This window comes from Brevibacterium ihuae, assembly GCF_900184225.1.
Classification (GTDB): Bacteria; Actinomycetota; Actinomycetes; order Actinomycetales; family Brevibacteriaceae; genus Brevibacterium; species Brevibacterium ihuae.
Genome location: NZ_FXWZ01000003.1, coordinates 606464 through 623158, shown reverse-complemented (window position 1 = coordinate 623158; position 16695 = coordinate 606464). Strand labels below are relative to the sequence as shown.

The 16695-nt window shown below is 71.0% G+C and carries 10 protein-coding genes and 2 tRNA genes; 6 read left to right on the top strand and 6 right to left on the bottom strand.

The genetic code is table 11. The annotated features are described in order from the left end of the window. Positions 1-151 precede the first annotated feature (151 nt). Positions 152-240, top strand: a tRNA-Ser gene (locus C1A17_RS08215). A 62-nt stretch (positions 241-302) separates the two neighbouring features. Here C1A17_RS08215 and C1A17_RS08210 read toward each other — a convergent pair. Then, positions 303-1613, bottom strand: coding sequence for an ISL3 family transposase (locus C1A17_RS08210; protein ID WP_101652550.1), 1311 nt, complete (start codon positions 1611-1613; stop codon positions 303-305). A 305-nt stretch (positions 1614-1918) separates the two neighbouring features. Between C1A17_RS08210 and C1A17_RS08205 the strand changes: the two genes are divergently transcribed. From C1A17_RS08205 to C1A17_RS08195, 3 genes are read left to right on the top strand one after another with little or no spacing between them, the layout of a single operon-like run. Next, positions 1919-2677: a LamB/YcsF family protein gene (locus tag C1A17_RS08205; RefSeq protein WP_101652549.1), complete on the top strand. Its 759-nt coding sequence runs from the start codon at positions 1919-1921 to the stop codon at positions 2675-2677. Continuing rightward, the gene (locus C1A17_RS08200; RefSeq protein WP_101652548.1) at positions 2674-4617 is read left to right on the top strand and encodes a 5-oxoprolinase subunit B/C family protein; all 1944 of its coding nucleotides are present in this window, start codon (positions 2674-2676) and stop codon (positions 4615-4617) included. Before C1A17_RS08205 ends, C1A17_RS08200 begins: the two co-directional genes overlap by 4 nt. Further along, positions 4614-6383, top strand: coding sequence for an acetyl/propionyl/methylcrotonyl-CoA carboxylase subunit alpha (locus C1A17_RS08195; RefSeq protein WP_101652547.1), 1770 nt, complete (start codon positions 4614-4616; stop codon positions 6381-6383). The genes C1A17_RS08200 and C1A17_RS08195 overlap by 4 nt, the downstream gene beginning before the upstream one ends. A gap of 132 nt (positions 6384-6515) precedes the next feature. Here C1A17_RS08195 and C1A17_RS08190 read toward each other — a convergent pair whose 3' ends face one another. The 3 genes from C1A17_RS08190 to C1A17_RS08180 all read right to left on the bottom strand — a co-directional run bounded on the left by C1A17_RS08190 (position 6516) and on the right by C1A17_RS08180 (position 9965). Next, positions 6516-7307, bottom strand: coding sequence for a putative hydro-lyase (locus tag C1A17_RS08190; protein WP_101652546.1), 792 nt, complete (start codon positions 7305-7307; stop codon positions 6516-6518). A 13-nt stretch (positions 7308-7320) separates the two neighbouring features. Further along, entirely contained in the window at positions 7321-8568 is a 1248-nt protein-coding gene (locus C1A17_RS08185; protein WP_245873590.1) for an NRAMP family divalent metal transporter, read from the bottom strand. A gap of 203 nt (positions 8569-8771) precedes the next feature. Then, positions 8772-9965, bottom strand: coding sequence for a DUF418 domain-containing protein (locus C1A17_RS08180; RefSeq protein WP_245873588.1), 1194 nt, complete (start codon positions 9963-9965; stop codon positions 8772-8774). Positions 9966-10276: 311 nt separating this feature from the next. On the opposite strand from C1A17_RS08180, the gene C1A17_RS08175 reads away from it, so the two are divergent. Continuing rightward, positions 10277-10861, top strand: a complete 585-nt coding sequence (locus tag C1A17_RS08175; protein ID WP_180953248.1) for a TetR/AcrR family transcriptional regulator — start codon at positions 10277-10279, stop codon at positions 10859-10861. 115 nt (positions 10862-10976) lie between these two features. Here the strand turns inward: C1A17_RS08175 and C1A17_RS08170 are convergent, their stop codons facing one another. Then, positions 10977-12809 (bottom strand): phosphoenolpyruvate carboxykinase (GTP), encoded by a 1833-nt coding sequence (locus C1A17_RS08170; RefSeq protein ID WP_101652544.1) that lies wholly within the window; start codon positions 12807-12809, stop codon positions 10977-10979. Positions 12810-13351: 542 nt separating this feature from the next. Here C1A17_RS08170 and C1A17_RS08165 point away from each other — a divergent pair. Beyond that, positions 13352-13424 (top strand) — tRNA-Arg (locus tag C1A17_RS08165). Between the two features lie 143 nt (positions 13425-13567). On the opposite strand, the gene C1A17_RS08160 is transcribed toward C1A17_RS08165, so the two are convergent. After that, a complete protein-coding gene (locus C1A17_RS08160) occupies positions 13568-16483 on the bottom strand; it encodes an ExeM/NucH family extracellular endonuclease (protein ID WP_146000607.1) in 2916 nt (971 codons plus the stop codon). Between the last annotated feature and the right edge of the window lie 212 nt (positions 16484-16695).

The following is a 16695-nucleotide window of genomic DNA, read 5'->3' as shown; positions in this document are numbered from 1 at the left end:
GTGAGGTCAGGCTGCGCGGTTCCGGCTCGTTTTCGCGGGTCGCTCGACGCGCGGCTCGCGGGGACATCGCCGAGGTGAGGGAGCGGCGACCGCTTTGCCGGGGCGGCGGCGGGTCGAGTAGTCTTGTGTCGGTCGCGCGCGTCGCGACAGTGGAGTCGTGGCTGAGCGGCCGAAAGCACCACCCTGCTAAGGTGGAGTCCCTTGAATTGGGGACCGTGGGTTCAAATCCCACCGGCTCCGCGCTGTGATGTACGAGCACATCGGAAACACCCCGGACCAGCGGTCCGGGGTGTTTTTCAGGCTCATCGCATTTGAGGGTGTAGGTGGGGTCTGAATCCACCGGTCTCGAGCAGCGACCGGGCGATGTAGTTGCTCAAGTTTCGGAATCCCAGGGCGGAGCCGCGGAGGTGTTCGAGGCGGCCGTTGATGGCCTCTGTGGGTCCGTTGCTGGTACCGGGGCGGTCGAAGAACGCGAGGATGTCGGCGGCGCGCTGCTTCAAGGTGCGGCCGAGGCGTCGCAGCTCCGCGAGCATGTTCGGGACAGTGCTGTCGAGGGCGTCGATCACGGACCGCATGACGAACTTCCCGAGCTTCCGGTCGGGTTCCCTGTAGGCGGTGAGCATGCGCTGGTAGATGCCCCAAGTCGCCTCGACCTCAGCGTGCCGCTCGTCGGCGAACAGTGTTTCCAGGCGTTCCTGCTGGCGTTCAGTGAGCAGGCTGGCACCAGTGTGGAGGGTGCGGCGGGCTTTGTAGAGCGGGTCGTCTTTCCGGCTGCGCCTGCCGAACGCGTCGCGTTGGACACGGCGGCGACACTGGTCGAGGGCGTCGCCGGCCAGTCTCACGACGTGGAAGGGGTCCATCACCGCCTGCGCGTCGGGCAGCTCCTCCGCGGCGGCGGTCTTGAACCCGGTGAACCCGTCCATCGCGACGACCTCGACGTTCCGCTTCCACTGGTCGGGGCGGGCGGCGAGCCAGGTCTTGAATACCGCCTTGGAGCGGCCCTCGACCATGTCCAGCAGCCGCGAGGGGCCCGTCTTCTCGCGCACCGGAGTCAGGTCGATGATCACGGTCACGCAGCGGTCACCGCGACGAGTGTGACGCCAGACGTGCTCGTCGACGTCGATCACCCGAACACCGTCGAACCGGGTCGGATCATCGATCAAGAGTCGGCGTCCTTCGTCGAGGACGGCGTTATTCGCCGTGTGCCAGGACACGCCAAGGCCCGCGGCGACGCGGGCGACGGTGAGATGGTCAAGCACGATGCCCTCCAGCGCCCACCGCATCCCACGACGAGACAGCTTCGCCCGCTCTGCCGCGGCCGCGGCGAGGTCTTCGCGCCAGGAGCGCCCGCAGCCAGCGCACTTGTAGCGGCGCACGCGGACCAGCAACGTCGTGGGGCGGTGCCCGAACGGCTCATGCGCGAGCAGGCGCGTGTCCGTCCCGCGCGACAGCGCCTGGCTGCCGCAGCCCAGGCACCACGGATCCGGTTCCGAGACCCGGCACTCGATCACCACCCGATCCGGTTCAAGACACTGGCCAACGGCTTCGAGGCCGAGTTCATCGAGACGGCAGAACACCGTGAGGTCAGGGGTCGCGAAGGTAGCGTGGAACACGTCGAGGCCTTCCGGCAGATGGTCAGTGTGAGAACTTCCATCATCGGAAGGCCTCGACCCTCAACCGGTGACCAACGCGCTCAACCACCTACCCGCTCATCTGCGAAGAGCCGGAAAACCGCCGCTCCCGAGATGCCGCTGCCTCCCCGCGGACGTTCCACGTCCCGTGACGCCGACCTCGTTCCGCGCTAGGCTCGAAGCACGATCGCCGGCCGGGAGCGCGGGCCGCAGTCCCGGCTGAGCACCCGCCGGGCCGGGTTCGTCCGGCACCGCCGCACCGCTCCACCGACGAGAGGAACGATGACATGGTTGCCATCGACGTGAACTCCGATCTGGGCGAATCCGTCGGCGGCAATCCGGTGAGCGACGACGCGGCGATCATCGAGGTCGTGTCGAGCGCGAACGTCGCCTGCGGATTCCACTCCGGCGACCCCCACGACATCGCCCGCACCGTCGAGGCGGCAGCCCGTCGCGGGGTGGCCGTCGGCGCGCACGTCGGATACCGCGACATCCACGGCTTCGGCCGGCGGTTCATCGACATGGATCCGCACGAGCTCGCCGACGAGGTGCTCTACCAGATCGGTGCGCTCGACGCGCTCGCCCGGTCCCGGGGCACCGAGGTCAGCTATGTCAAACCCCATGGCGCTCTCTACAACACGATCGTCCACCACGAGGAGCAGGCGCAGGCGGTGGTCGACGGGATCCGCGGTTTCGGCCGGGACCTCGCAGTGCTCCTCCTTCCCGGGGCGGTCGCGATCGACAAGGCCGAGAAGGCCGGGCTGCGCACCGTCCGCGAGGCCTTCGCGGACCGGAACTACAACCCCGACGGCACCCTCGTCTCCCGTCGTGAGGCCGACGCCGTGGTGAGCGATCCCGACGCGGTCGCCGCCCGGGTGGTCCAGATGGCCCAGGACGGGACGGTGACCGCCCGCGACGGCAGTACGGTCGAGATCGATGCCGAATCCCTCTGCGTCCACGGTGACTCACCCGGTGCCGTCGACCTCTCCCGCCGCATCGTCGATGCGCTGCAGGGTGCGGGCATCGAGATCCGTCGCTTCGCATGAGCGCCGAGGGGGCGGTAGCCGGCCGGGCGCGCGCGGTCCATCGCGTGGGCACGCGGGCGGTGCTCGTCGATCTCGCGGACCTCGGCGACGTCATGACGTGGCACGCCGCGCTCAGCGCCGAACCGCTGTCCGAGCAGCGCGGTGTCGTCGCCGCCGCCTCGACGATCCTTCTCACGACCAACACCCCGGCCGCTGCCGCGGACGCCTTCGCGTTCCTCCGGGACTTCGCGCCGACCTCCGCCGCGCGGGAATCGGGCCGGGAGATCACCCTCGACGTCGTCTACGACGGCGAGGACCTCGCCGCGCTCGCCGACAGCCTCGGGCTGACTCCCGACAGCCTCATCGAGAAGCACACGGCGGAGACCTGGACCGGAGCGTTCGGCGGATTCGCCCCCGGCTTCACGTACTGCATCGCGGAATCCGGCGACTGGGATGTGCCGCGCCGCGATTCTCCGCGCACGGCGGTTCCACCCGGTTCGGTCGCGCTCGCCGGGGAGTTCTCCGCCGTCTACCCCCGGCGGACACCGGGCGGGTGGCAGCTCATCGGACGCACGGACACCCCGATGTGGGACGAGTCCGCCGAGCCGCCGGCGCTCATCGCCTCCGGGGACACCGTCCGCTATCGCGCCGTGCGCCCGCGGTCGGAAGGCGGTGCCGGACCGGACGGTGCGGACCATGCTGCGCAGGCGGCCGAGGAGGACGCACGCGCGGACGCGGGAGGACACGCGGCCCCGTCCGGGGAGACCGTCTCGCCCTCGTCCACCGGCCCGGCTGATCGGGCCGCCGCCGGCAGGCCCGTGCTCACCGTCGAGGACTCCGGCCTCCTCACCCTCGTCGAGGACCTCGGCCGCCCCGGCTACGGGGACCTGGGCGTCGCGTCCTCCGGGGTCGTCGACCGCGGCTCGGCCTGGACCGCCAACCGCCTCGTCGGCAACGGCGGCGGCGCGGCGCTCCTCGAGAACATCGGGGGTCTGCGCATCACCGCGCTCGTCGACACCGTCGTCGCCGTCACCGGGGCCGAGGCGCCGCTCACCGTCATGCCCGGCCGCACCTCGGGTGCGGGCGAACCGCGCCGCCACCGCCTCGCCCACCCCGTGCTGCTGCGCACCGGCGATGAACTCACCGTGGGGCCGGGGACCCAGGGGATGCGCTCCTACCTCGCCGTGCGCGGAGGGCTGGCCGCCGCCGAGGTGCTCGGCTCGGCCGCCACCGACCTGCTGTCGGGACTCGGACCCGATCCGGTGAAGACCGGGGACACGCTCAGGGTCAGGAACCGCCCGCGTACCGGCGGTGCGGCGGCGGACGGCCGGTCTTCCGATCCGCAGGCGACCGCGAGCGGGGGAGGCTCCGGGGGCGACTCCCGCCCTGCGACCGGGGTGATCTCCGCGGTGGGCGGGGCCGAGCCCAACCCACTGCGCGTCACCGGGCCGGGTGCCGCGGTGCGCTGCGTGCTCGGGCCGCGCGCCGACTGGTTCGCACCCGCGGAGCAGGCGCGCTTCGCCCGGGTGTCATGGGAGGTCACCGGGGAGTCCAACCGGGTCGGGCTGCGGCTGGCCCCGGGGGACGACGAGGCCCCGCTCGAGCGCGAGCGGGAGGGGGAGCTGGCGAGCGAGGGGATGATCTCCGGCGCTGTCCAGGTCCCGCCGAACGGTCGGCCCGTGGTGTTCCTCGCCGACCACCCGGTGACCGGCGGCTACCCCGTCATCGCGACGGTCGTCGCCGAGGACCTCGACGTCCTCGGCCAGCTGCCGCCGGGCGCCCGGCTGACCTTCGTGCCGGTGGACCCGACCGATCTCGCACCGCTCGCCTCGGCCGACGCACAAGCTGGGCGCTCGGCCGGGGCCCCGGCAGGCCAGGAAGCCGATGCCCCGGCAGGCAAGGAGGCCGCCGCTCCTGCCGACGACCGCTCCGTACCCGCTGAAACCGAGGACTCGCCATGACCCTGTCCGCCGTGCTCATCGCCAACCGCGGGGAGATCGCCGTGCGCATCGCCCGTGCCGCCCGCGACCTCGGCATCCGCTCGATCGCCGTCTACAGCGAGCCGGATGCCGATGCGCTCCACGCCGCCGTCGCCGACGAGGCGTACGCGCTGCCGGGTGCGGACGCGGCGGAGACGTACATGAACGTGCCCGCCCTCCTCGAGGTCGCCGCGCGCACCGGGGCCGACTGCGTGCACCCCGGCTACGGCTTCCTCTCCGAGAACGCCGACTTCGCCCGCGCGGTGATCGATGCCGGGCTCACCTGGGTCGGGCCGAGTCCGGACACCATCGACCTGCTCGGCAACAAGGTCACCGCCCGGCGCCTCGCCTCGGAGGTCGGCGCCCCTCTCGCCCCGGGCACCGACGACCCGATCGAGGACTGGCAGACCGCCCGGGATTTCGCCGCCGAGCACGGGACGCCGATCGCCATCAAGGCGGCCTTCGGGGGCGGCGGCCGAGGACTCAAGGTCGTCCACGACATCGAGGACGTCGAGGAGGCGTTCGCCTCCGCCGGCCGCGAGGCCCAGGCGGCGTTCGGCCGGGCGGAGTGCTTCGTCGAGAAGTTCCTCGAGCGTCCGCGGCATGTCGAGGCGCAGGTGCTCGCCGACACCCACGGCACCACCGTCGTGCTCGGCACCCGCGACTGCTCTCTGCAGCGCCGCAACCAGAAGCTCGTCGAGGAGGCGCCCGCGCCGTTCCTCACCCCCGACCAGCATGCGCGGATCGTCGACGGCGCGCGCGACGTGTGCGTCCGTGCCGGGTACGTCGGGGCGGGCACCGTCGAGTTCCTCCTCGCTGAGGACGGCACCATCGCCTTCCTCGAGGTCAACACCCGGGTGCAGGTCGAGCACCCGGTGACCGAGGCGGTGACCGGCGTCGACATCGTCGCCGAGCAGTTCCGCATCGCCGCCGGCGAGCCGCTCACGGTGCGCGAGGACCCCGAACCCCGCGGCCACGCCTTCGAGTTCCGGATCAACGTCGAGGACGTCGCGCACGGCTTCGTCCCCGCCCCCGGCACCGTCACCGCCTTCGCGGCACCCACCGGCCCCGGGATCCGGGTCGACTCCGGGGTGCGCTCGGGTTCGGTGGTGCCCGGCAGCTACGACTCGCTCATCGCCAAGCTCGTCGTCCACGGGCCCTCGCGTGAGGTCGCCCTCGCCCGGGCCCGCGACGCCCTCGCCGAGCTCGAGATCTCCGGCGTCCGCACCGTCGTGCCCTTCCACCGCGATGTCGTCGATCACCCCGATTTCACCGGCGACTCCCTCGACGTCCACACCGGGTGGATCGAAGCCGTGTACCAGCCCGGCCTCGAGTCCGCGCAGGACGAGGCCGAGGAGGCCTATGCCGAGCGCACCCGGATCGCCATCGAGATCGACGGGAGGCGCCACGAGCTCGTCCTGCCCGCGGACGTGCTCCGCGCGGCGGCCGGCGGCGCGGGAGCCGAGTCCGGTTCCGGGAGCGGCGGGGACGCGTCCTCGAGCGGCTCGGGCGATAGCCGGACCGGCGGTGAGGGCACCGAGGTGACCTGCGGCTATGCCGGGTCGCTCGTGCGCTTCAACGTTGAGGACGGGGCCGAGGTGGCCGCCGGTGACGAGATCGCCGTCATCGAGGCGATGAAGATGGAGTCGCCCGTCACGGCCCCGGCCGCCGGCACCGTGGCGCTGGCCGACCTCGGCCCCGGTGATGCGGTGGAGCAGGGGCAGGTCATCGCGACGATCACCGGCTGAGCCGGCGCGGGGCGCAGGCGGTCGTGCTCGAGCGCATCAGCCGATCAGTCCTGTCCGATGGCGGCCGTGACCCGCGGCCGACATTGCGAATTCGTGCGGTTTCGCTCTCAGGAACCTTCGGAAATTGCGGTCTCAGGGGACCTGGTAGGTGAGGTCGCGGGCGTCGGTGATGAGCATGTGGCCGGGTGCGTGGGCGATCGCGAGCGACGGTCGCGACTCCATGACCGCCGCCTGCGGGGTGACCCCGCAGGCCCAGAACACCGGCACCGCGCCGTCGGGGATCTCCACCGGGTCGCCGAAGTCCGGGCGGCCGAGGTCGGCGATGCCGAGTGCGGCCGGGTCGCCCACATGGACCGGCGCGCCGTGGACGGCCGGATAGCGCGCGGTGATCCGCACGGCATCGGCGACGCGGTCGGCCGGCACGGGCCGCATCGACACGACGAGCGGGCCGGAGAACCGGCCCGCCGGGGTCGTCGGCACCGTGGTCCGGTACATCGGCACGTTGACGCCCTGGTCGATGTGGGCGACCGGCACGCCGTTCTCCAGCAGCGCCGACTCGAACGTGAAGGAGCACCCGATGAGGAATGCCACGAGGTCGTCGCGCCAGCTCTCCCTCGCGTCCGCCACCTCGTCGACGAGCTCGCCGTCCCGGTACACGCGATAGAGCGGCACGTCGGTGCGGATGTCCCCGCCGGCGAGCAGCGCGGATTCGACCTGCCCGGCCTCGAGCACGCCGAGCACGGGGCACGGCTTGGGATTGCGCTGGGCGAACAGGAGGAACTCGAACGCGTACTCCTCGGGCACCGCGAGGAGGTTCGCCTGCGCGTATCCCGCGCTGAACCCGGATGTCGGCACGACGAGGCCCTCCCGGAACCGGGCGCGGGCCGCCGCCGGGGCGAGAGCGGCGTTCTCCTCGTGCGTCATCGGCTGCCCCGGCTCAGGTCCACAGGCCGGCGATGCCGGACAGCGAGTTCCAACCCAGGTAGATCGTCAGCAGCCAGGTGACGGTGCCGAGCACCGCGAGCCAGATCGGGTACCGGTACCCCTGGAGCAGATCGCGCCGCCGCCAGGCCACCCACAGGACGATGGCGAAGCCGAGGGGCAGGATGAGGCCGTTGACCGCTCCGGCGAAGATCAGCAGCGTCTGCGGCGCCTGGTTGAGAACGAGGTAGAGGACGGTGCACACGGCGATGAACGCCACCGTGGTCCAGTTCCGGACGCGCGGCGACACCGTCTGCTTGGTGATGAAGGTGACCGAGGTGTACGAGGCGCCGATGACCGAGGTGAGACCGGCCGCCCATAGCACCACGCCGAACACGCGCAGCCCGATCTCCCCGGCGGCCGCGCGGAAGGCGTCGGCGGCGATGGTGTCCCCGGCGAGCGCTGTACCGCCGGCGACCACGCCGAGGATCGCGAGGAACAGCAGGGCCCGCATGATGCCGGTGGTGATGATGCCGAGCACCGAGGCCTGGGTGATGCTGCCGCTGTGCTCGGGGCCTTTGATCCCGGAGTCGATGAGGCGGTGGGCACCGGCGAAGGTGATGTAGCCGCCCACCGTGCCGCCGATGAGCGTGGTGATGACGAGGAAGTCGACCTGCTCGGGCATGACGGTGTTCTTCAGCGCCTCGCCCACCGGCGGAGCGGAGACGACGGCGACGTAGATCATTAGGAGGATCATGATCGCGCCGAGGAGCACGACGATCCGGTCGAGCGCGAGGCCGGCGCGCTTGGAGAGGAAGATGAGGATCGCGACGGCGGCGGAGATCGCGCCGCCGATCCGCGGGTCGAGTCCGACCATCGCATTGAGGCCCAGGCCGGTCCCGCCGATGTTCCCGATGTTGAAGATCATCCCGCCGATGAAGATGAATGCCGCGAGCACCCAGCCCAGACCGGGCAGGACGGTGTTCGCGAGCTCGTTGGCCCGCAGTCCGGAGATGCCGAGCACCCGCCACACATTGAGCTGGATCGCGATGTCGACGAGGATCGACACGAGGATGGCGAACGCGAAGGCCGCGCCGAGCTGCACGGTGAAGACGCTCGTCTGGGTGATGAATCCCGGGCCGATCGAGCTCGTCGCCATGAGGAACATCGCGCCGAGCACCGCGGTGCGACGGCCGCCGTCCCGTACCCTCGAGGCGGTGGAGCGGGTGTCCTGGGCGGGTTCGGGCGAATGGCTGTCGGTCATGGCTGCGTATCCTTCGGCGGGTGATTCATCGCACGGTCCGGAACTGCCACTGTAGGAAGCGGTGCGGCATCTGTACAGGATCGGAGGGGCGTGCGCGGCATCCGTGACGGAAACGTCACCCTCCCGGTCCGTGCGGCCCCGACCGTCTGGATGGACGACGTCGCACGGTCCGGGCGCCCGGTCCGTCCTGCGGGAGCGGCGGATCAGCGCAGGCGCTGGAGCGCGGCGTGGGTGAGCCACTCGAGCGGCCCGCGGGCGGCCGGTCCGCGGACGAGGCGCTGCCAGGTGAGGATGAACGCGACGACGACGGCGAGGACCGCGACGAATCCGAGGACGGTGATGAGCAGGCGCTGGTCCGGGAAGCGTCCGACGAGATCGAGGCCCCAGCCGTAGAACAGCGCACCGGCGACGAGGTTCTGGCCGACGTAGCACGTGAGGGACATGCGCCCGACCGCCGCGAACAGGCCGGCTCCCGGGATCCCGGTGCGCGGGCGCTCGACTGCGGCGCCGTCGCGCGGTGCGGTGAGGTGCGCGATGAGAGCGAGCAGCCCGACCGCCACGAGGGTGGCGGTGAGATAGCGCTGGGCGAGGACCGCGGCCGGGCTGCCGATGACTCCGAGCGCGACGTCCGCGGGGACGGCCGCGGCTCCGAGCAGCATCGCGCGGCGCCGTAGGCGGGCACCGGCCGAGTCGAAGATCCCGGCGTCGTACAGCCGTGCTCCGACGATGAAGAGGCACACGCCCATCGCGAAGGTGAGGAGCGGCTCCGCCCGGAACATCACCGCGTAGTCGAGGCGGAAGAGCGCGAGCTCGAAGAAGCCCGCTTCGCGGTAGGGGTTGATCCCGTTCCACAGCGGCCAGGCGGCAGCGCTGTCCGCCGGCCTGCCGTCGGCGATGCCGGCGGCCTCGGGGAACAGCAGGAGGGAGGCGCTGAGGAGCAGGATGAGAGCGGCGTGGACGGCGCCTGCGATCCAGGCCCAGATCCGGGCCGTGCGCGGGCTCGTCGCGATGATCGCGGCGACGACGAAGCCGGTGAAGGCGTACCCCATGAGGATGTCGAACTCGGCGACGAGGAGGAAGTTGACGAGGCCGTCGACGAACAGCAGCGCAGCGCGCGGGGCGTAGGTGCGCAGCCATCCGCGGCGGCGCACTCCCTCTCCCGGCCGGTACTCGGCCCGCGCGGCCCGGCGCTGCCAGGCGGCGTACTGGAGGGTGACGCCGATGCCGAACATCATCATGAGCAGCGCGAGGAACTTGCCGTTGGTGAGCGTGCTGAGGAGCTGGTAGGCGAGCGTCTCCGCGCCGGGCCTGAGTCCGGCGAAGGGATCGAGGAGCGACCCGAGCATGCCCGCCGGATGGGAGAAGAGCCAGATGTTCGTGCCGAGGGTGCCGAGCACGGCGATGCCGCGGGCGATGTCGAGACCGCCGATCCGCGCCGCCGTCGTCCGGCGACCGGTCGCGCCGCCGACGGCTCCCGTCCCGGCAGGGGAGAGGGATTCGGGACGGTGCCCGCCGGCGGGCGAAGAGTGATGAGGGGATGTCGGGGTGAGGGGAGTGCGTCATGGGACTGACAATACAAGTGTATTGCCCATCGTGCAATACACTTGTATTGTCGGTGTCGTCCAGGTGTCCGCACCGGTGTGCCGACGGACGCCGCCCCGCAGTTCGGCCGGGGCCGACGGCACGGCGACGGGAGGAGGCGAGGACGATGACGACCGAGAGCAGAGCGCGGATCGTCGAGGCGATCATCGCGGTGATCGCCGACTCCGGGATCGAACGCGCGAGCGTGCGCGCGGTCGCACAGCGCGCAGGCGTGTCGGTCGGCGCGGTGCAGCATCACTTCCGGACGAAGGACGAGATGCTCGAGGCGGCGATGGAGCTGATCTCCGCGAACGTGACCGCCGGCGTCGGCGAGCTCGTCGCCGAGGGCGCCTCGGCGTGCGACGTGCTCCGGGAGCTCGCCGGAATGCTCGCGATCGAACGGGACGAGGATCGGGCGATGGCCGGTGTCTGGCTCGACTTCGTCGGGCTCGCCCGGGTGTCACCTGCTCTTGCGGAGATCCATTGCGCGGGATGGGCGCAGCTGCGCGCAGCGTTCGCGCGTCTCGTCGGTCTCGCGCACCCCGGACATCCGGCGCCGGCGGAGGCCGCCGAGACCGTGCTCGCGGTCTGCGACGGGATCGCGATCGCCCGGGTCGTCGAATCCGACTTCATGACCAGTGAGCGCGCCGGCGCGATCGTCGAGCGTGTGCTCGCAGTGATCGCGGCCGAGGCGGAGCCGGGGGCCGGGTAGCGCCGACTCGCTCCCGGAGACGCAGAAGAAGCGGGTGCTGTCCTGGCTCAAGGACAGCACCCGCTTCGGTCTGCAGGACTCACGCCGGGGCGGCGCCGTGCCGCACCCCTGCGGATCAGGCGAGGCCGAGGCGCTCGCGGAGTTCGTCGACCTCGGACCGGAGGGCCGCGGGGACGTGATCGCCGAGCTCGGCGTACCACTCCTCGATCGACCGGAGCTCGGAATCCCACTCCTCCGGCTTGATCGCAAGGGCCTTCTGGACCTGCTCCGGGGTGATGTCGAGCCCGTCGGTGTCGAGAGCGCCCTCGGCAGGGGCGAACCCGAGCGGGGTCTCGACGGCCTCGGCATCGCCGTTGACGCGCTCGAAGATCCACTTGAGGACGCGCGAGTTCTCGGAGAACCCGGGCCACAGGAACGAGTTGTCGTCATCGCGGCGGAACCAGTTGACGTAGAAGATCTCCGGCAGCTGGGCACCCTCGGTCGCGCCGATGTTGAGCCAGTGCTGGAAGTAGTCCCCGACGTTGTATCCGATGAACGGGCGCATCGCCATGGGATCGCGGCGCACGACGCCGACCTTGCCGGTGGCCGCAGCGGTGGTCTCCGAGGAGAGCACAGTGCCCATGAACACGCCGTGGTTCCAGTCGGTGGTCTGGGTGATGAGCGGCATCGTCGTCTTGCGGCGGCCGCCGAACAGGATCGCGGAGATCGGCACGCCGTCCGGGTTCTCCCACTCGGGTGCGAGCGTCGGAACGTTCTCGATCGGGGTGCAGAAGCGCGAGTTCGGATGGGCGGCCGGGGTGTCGGACTCCGGGGTCCAGTCGTTGCCGCGCCAGTCGGTGAGGTGGGCGGGCGTCTCGTCGGTCATTCCCTCCCACCAGACGTCGCCGTCATCGGTCAGGGCGACGTTGGTGAAGACGTTGCCGCCGGCTTCGATGGCGCGCATCGCGGTCGGGTTCGTCGAGTAGCCGGTGCCCGGCGCGACGCCGAACAGGCCGAACTCCGGGTTGACGGCGTAGAGCCGGCCGTCCTCGCCGAAGCGCATCCAGGCGATGTCGTCGCCGAGGGTCTCGGCCTTCCAGCCGGGGATCGTCGGTTCGATCATCGCGAGGTTGGTCTTGCCGCAGGCGCTCGGGAATGCGGCGGCGATGAACTTCGACTCGCCCTCCGGGTTGGTGAGCTTGATGATGAGCATGTGCTCGGCGAGCCAGCCCTCGTCGTGGGCGATCGCCGAGGCGATGCGCAGCGCGTAGCACTTCTTGCCGAGCAGGGCGTTGCCGCCGTAGCCGGAGCCGAACGACCAGATGGCGCGGTCCTCCGGGAAGTGGGTGATGTACTTCGTGGTGTTGCACGGCCACGGCACATCGTCCTCGCCCTCGGCGAGCGGGGCGCCGACGGAGTGGACGCACTCGACGAAGTCGGCGTCGAGCTTCTCGATCGCCTTGAGTGCGGTGGTCCCGCAGCGGGCCATGACGAGCATGGAGAGCACGACGTAGGGGGAGTCGGTGACCTCGATGCCGAACATCGGCTGCTTGGCGTCGACGTGGCCCATGACGAAGGGGATGACGTACATCGTCCGACCCTTCATCGAGCCGGTGAAGAGATCGTTCAGGATCCCCTTCATCTCCTGCGGGTCCATCCAGTTGTTGAGGGGACCGGCGCCGGATTCCTCGTGGGTGCAGATGTACGTCCGGTCCTCGACGCGGGCGACATCGTCCGGGTCGGAGGCGGCGTAGTAGGAGTCCTTCTGCTTGTCGAGCTTGATCAGCGTGCCCGCGGCGACGAGCGCGTCGGCGATCTCCTGGCGCTGTGCGCGGTCGCCGGTCACCCACTCGATGCGGTCGGGCGTCGCGAGTTCGGCGACGGAGCGGACGAAGGACAGGACCTTCTCATTGGACGTCGGTGCAGCCTTGAGCTGGTCTTCGACTGAGCCACGGTCGAGGACGGTCATGGATGTCTCCTGATCTGTCGGGGTTTCCGGTCGTCAAGGGTGTGCGACGATCGGATCCGGGTGCTCCCGCTGCCGCGGTGGTCACCCGGAAGGTGGATGTCCCCACAGTAGGAACGGCGCGAGACGATGACTGCCCGGTAACCGGTGCTCTTCCCTGTGGATTGAGTCACAGGAACCGGGTGCATGACGTGGATGGTGCAGATCGATGACGGATTCTGCCATATAAATGACAAAGTCCACCATTGGGTCTCTCTCTGGTCGTCGCGCAGCCGCCACGATGGCGCTCGCGGCGATCGTCACGACGCTCGGACGCCCGAGGTGATCATGACGACGCTCGAACTGTCGTCGGCAGGTCCGGCTGGGCGTCGGTGAGCAGGATCGCAGTCGACCGGCCCGGCACCGGGAGCCCGGGCCGCGGTCGGGCGGCCCGGCCGCATCCGTTCAGACCGCGGTCGGAGGGCGTGGCCGCGGACGGTGATTTCCCGTTGCGCCGGAAGGTGTGTATAGTTGATCCGGTCGTCACGGCACTGCCGCGTCGATGGGCGCCACTAGCTCAACGGATAGAGCATCTGACTACGGATCAGAAGGTTGGGGGTTCGAATCCCTCGTGGCGCACAGCACGGAACAGGCCCTCACGGCCCGGCGGGATCCGGTGCACCGGACCCCGCCGGGCCGCTCTCATGGACGACTGCCCTCGACCCCGGCTGCAGCCCGCACGTCGAGGCGCGAGCCGCAGCCTCAGGCCGGCCGCCCGGGGATCAGCCCCTGCGGCGGCGAGAGATCAGCAGGGTGAGGCCGCCGATCGCGAGGAGCGCAGCGCCGATCGCGAGCCCGCCGAGCTCGGAGCCGGTGCGCGGCAGGCTGCCGCCGTCGCGGTCGGAGCCGCGCTCGCCGGAGCCGGCGGTGTCGTCGTCCCGGTCGTCGCCGCCCTGGCCGTCATCGTCCTGACCCCGGTCGCCGCGGCCGTCATCGCCGCCGTCGGTTCCGTCATCACCCCGGCCGTCGTCGGTCGGCCGGTCGCCGGGCTCATCGCTCGGAGCCGGGTCGCCGCCGGGAGTGTCCGAGGGGGTCGGCTCCGCGGACGGGTCATCGCCGCCGGGCCCCTCGGTCGGGTCGTCGCTCGGACCGTCGGTCGGGTCCTCGCTCGGGTCCTCACCGGGTGCCTCGTCGTCCTCCACCAGGTCCACCCCCACGATCAGTGGGTCGTGGTCGGATGAGCGGAACGGGCCGGTCTCGTACAGGTCGGTGATGTTCGCGTTGTAGCGGCTGTACTCGAGCCCGATCGACTCGACGGAGTTGATGTTCCAGATGTCCGCACCGGTCGCGGCCGCGAACAGCGGCTCGGTGGCCAGCACGTGGTCGAGGCTGCCGGTGAGGCCGCCGAACAAGTACGTCGACTCCTCGGTCATCTCCTTGCCGATGTTCCGGTACCCGGCCTCGTAGAACACCTGCATGGGGTCCTCTTCGGTGTAGGCGTTGAAGTCCCCGAGCAGGAACGTGCGCTCGGTGCCGTGCGCGGCCTCCTGCTCGTCGGCGAAGGTCACGAGCGCCCGGGCCTGTGCGACCCGGTCCGCGTTCGAAGCGCCCTGCCCGTCACCGGAATCCTCGTTGCCGGGCCCCGAGCCGGAACCCTTCGACTTGAAGTGGTTGGCGATCGTCACGAAGGTCGCCTCGTCGTCCGCCGCGGCCTGCTGTGCGCGGGCGCCGGCTGCGTCGTCACCCGCGGCCGAGTCATCGGAGACCGGGGCGAAGGCCTGTGCGAGCGGGGCGCGTGCGTTGTCGAACGCCGTGTCGTCGAGGAGCACGGAATCGCCCACGGGCGCGACCTCAGCGGGCTGGTAGATGAACGCGGTGCGGATCGCGTCCTCGCCGTTCTCCGGCAGCTGCGCCGGCGATTCGGCGTATGCCCACTTCTCCATGCCTGCGGCCTCGTTGAGCCGGGTCACGAGGTCCTGGAGCGCGGCGTCGCGGTCCTTGCCGAAGCGCGCGGAGTTCTCGATCTCCTCGAGCGAGACCACCGAGGCGTCGAGCGTGTTGATCGCCGACACGATCTTGGGCCACTGCCGGTCGAAGCTCGCCCGGTCGTAGGCGCCGCGCACATCGCAGTTGTTCGCCGTCGTCGGGTTGCCCTCGCGGTCGGCGTAGTACCGGCAGCCCGACTCGTCCTCGCCGAGCGAGACGAAGTAGTTGAGGACGTTGAAGCTCGCGACGGTGACGTCCCCGCCGACCTCCCGGGGGGCGTCCTCGCGGGTGTTCTCCACCGTCACCGGCAGGGTGCTCTCCGCATTCTCACCGGTGAGGTGGGTGAGCGGCTGCATCCGCCAGGCATCGAAGCCGTAGCCGAGCACCACCGGCGAGGTGAACGCCGCCGGTGCGCCGACACGGACCGGGACGTCGCCGCCCAGGTAGGGGACCGGGGTCTCCGTCGCGCCGCGGGTGTAGTCGACCGTCGCGCCGTCGTCGAGCACATAGCCGCGCTCGGCGTTCGCGGCGGCGAGCTCTTGGGCCTCGGGCGTGCCGGGACGGTGGACGTCGGTGGGCTGGCGGAGGGTGTCGGTGCCGTTGACCAGACCGACCTCGCCGTAGCGGTTCGTGCCGTAGTTGTCGGTCACCGTGACGGGACCGGACGGCTGCAGGAGCATGCCCTCGAGAGACTCGCGCGCCTCGTCCCCGTCGGGGAACTCCCCGGCGTAGGGCTTGGGTGCCGCGGCCGCCTCGGCGACCGGCCGGAAGCCGCCGGCGGCGACGGTGAGCTGGGTCTGCTCGTAGTACTCGGAGACCCGCCCGGTGAGCTCGACGAAGTCGCCGGTCTGCACCTGGCCGGCGGTGTCGCGGGAGTAGACGAAGATCCCGTGCGAGGCGCCGTCGAGTGCGTGCTCGTCCCCGCCGGTGCCCTCGGTCTGGATGTAGTACCCGTTCAGGCCGCCGGTCGGGTAGACGGCGGTGACGACGCCGCGGGTGGTCACCGTCTGCCCGTCGAGCGGGCTCGCCGCGCCGGTGCCCTGGATGTCGGCGATCGCGGTGATGTCGGCGGGGTCGGTGGGATCCGGGGTCGGATCCGTGGGGTCCGGTGTCGGCGCAGCGCCGGGGAGCGCGCCCGGGGTGGGGTCGCCGGCGGTCCAGGTAGTGCCGTCCCAGAAGATCGACCCGCCGCGCGGAGCGGTCGCCCCGGTGGGCGTGGCGGTCTCGCCGCGCAGCGCCTCGGGCACCGCGGCACCGGTCCCGGCGGTGACACCGCGGCCGCCGACCACGCCGCCGATCTGATCGAAGTCGACGAGAGTGCCGGCCGGGTCGATGAGGAAGACCGAGGAGCCGTAGCTGCCGTCCGCCGCGGCGCCGGAGTTCACCGAGTTGGTGATCGGCAGCCGCACGACTGCGGTGCCGGAGTCGTCCACCGCGGTGCCTGCGGGCAGGGTGGTCCAGTGACCGGCGGTCTGCGGGGAGCCGCCGCGGCTCACCGAGCCGACGACGAAGCCGCCCAGGTCGGTGCCCGGCGCACCCTTGATCTCGATGAAGTCGGTGTCGTCGCCGCCGGCGTAGGCGATCTCCGAGATCTCTGTCGGAGCGGCGGCGAGGACCGGGGTGAGGCCGGGGAGTGCGGCGAGGGAGAGGGCGGCGGTCGCGGCGAGGACGCTCACCGGTCCCGTCCTGCTCGAGAGTCTGAGAATGCGCATGGAGAACCTTTGTTCGGAAGCGGGAATGCCAGCACTGTACTCAGGCGACACTCAGGAACGGGTGGCCGGCGTCGCAACGGAAGTTGAACATCACACCAATCCGGCCCTGGTGCCGTCGCTGCTCCCGGCGTCGTGCGGACCCGGGCCCTGCCCGACGGTCGTAGACTGGCGCCAAGGAATCTTGTTTCGAAGAAGGGTGCGGTGCGCAGTGG

Bases quoted from the DNA above. Each gene is read 5' to 3' on its own strand.
- C1A17_RS08205 (WP_101652549.1), top strand. From the start codon at position 1,919: ATGGTTGCCATCGACGTGAACTCCGATCTGGGCGAATCCGTCGGCGGC.
- C1A17_RS08160 (WP_146000607.1), bottom strand. From the start codon at position 16,483: ATGCGCATTCTCAGACTCTCGAGCAGGACGGGACCGGTGAGCGTCCTC.
- C1A17_RS08195 (WP_101652547.1), top strand. From the start codon at position 4,614: ATGACCCTGTCCGCCGTGCTCATCGCCAACCGCGGGGAGATCGCCGTG.
- C1A17_RS08200 (WP_101652548.1), top strand. From the start codon at position 2,674: ATGAGCGCCGAGGGGGCGGTAGCCGGCCGGGCGCGCGCGGTCCATCGC.
- C1A17_RS08170 (WP_101652544.1), bottom strand. From the start codon at position 12,809: ATGACCGTCCTCGACCGTGGCTCAGTCGAAGACCAGCTCAAGGCTGCA.
- C1A17_RS08190 (WP_101652546.1), bottom strand. From the start codon at position 7,307: ATGACGCACGAGGAGAACGCCGCTCTCGCCCCGGCGGCGGCCCGCGCC.
- C1A17_RS08175 (WP_180953248.1), top strand. From the start codon at position 10,277: ATGACGACCGAGAGCAGAGCGCGGATCGTCGAGGCGATCATCGCGGTG.
- C1A17_RS08185 (WP_245873590.1), bottom strand. From the start codon at position 8,568: ATGACCGACAGCCATTCGCCCGAACCCGCCCAGGACACCCGCTCCACC.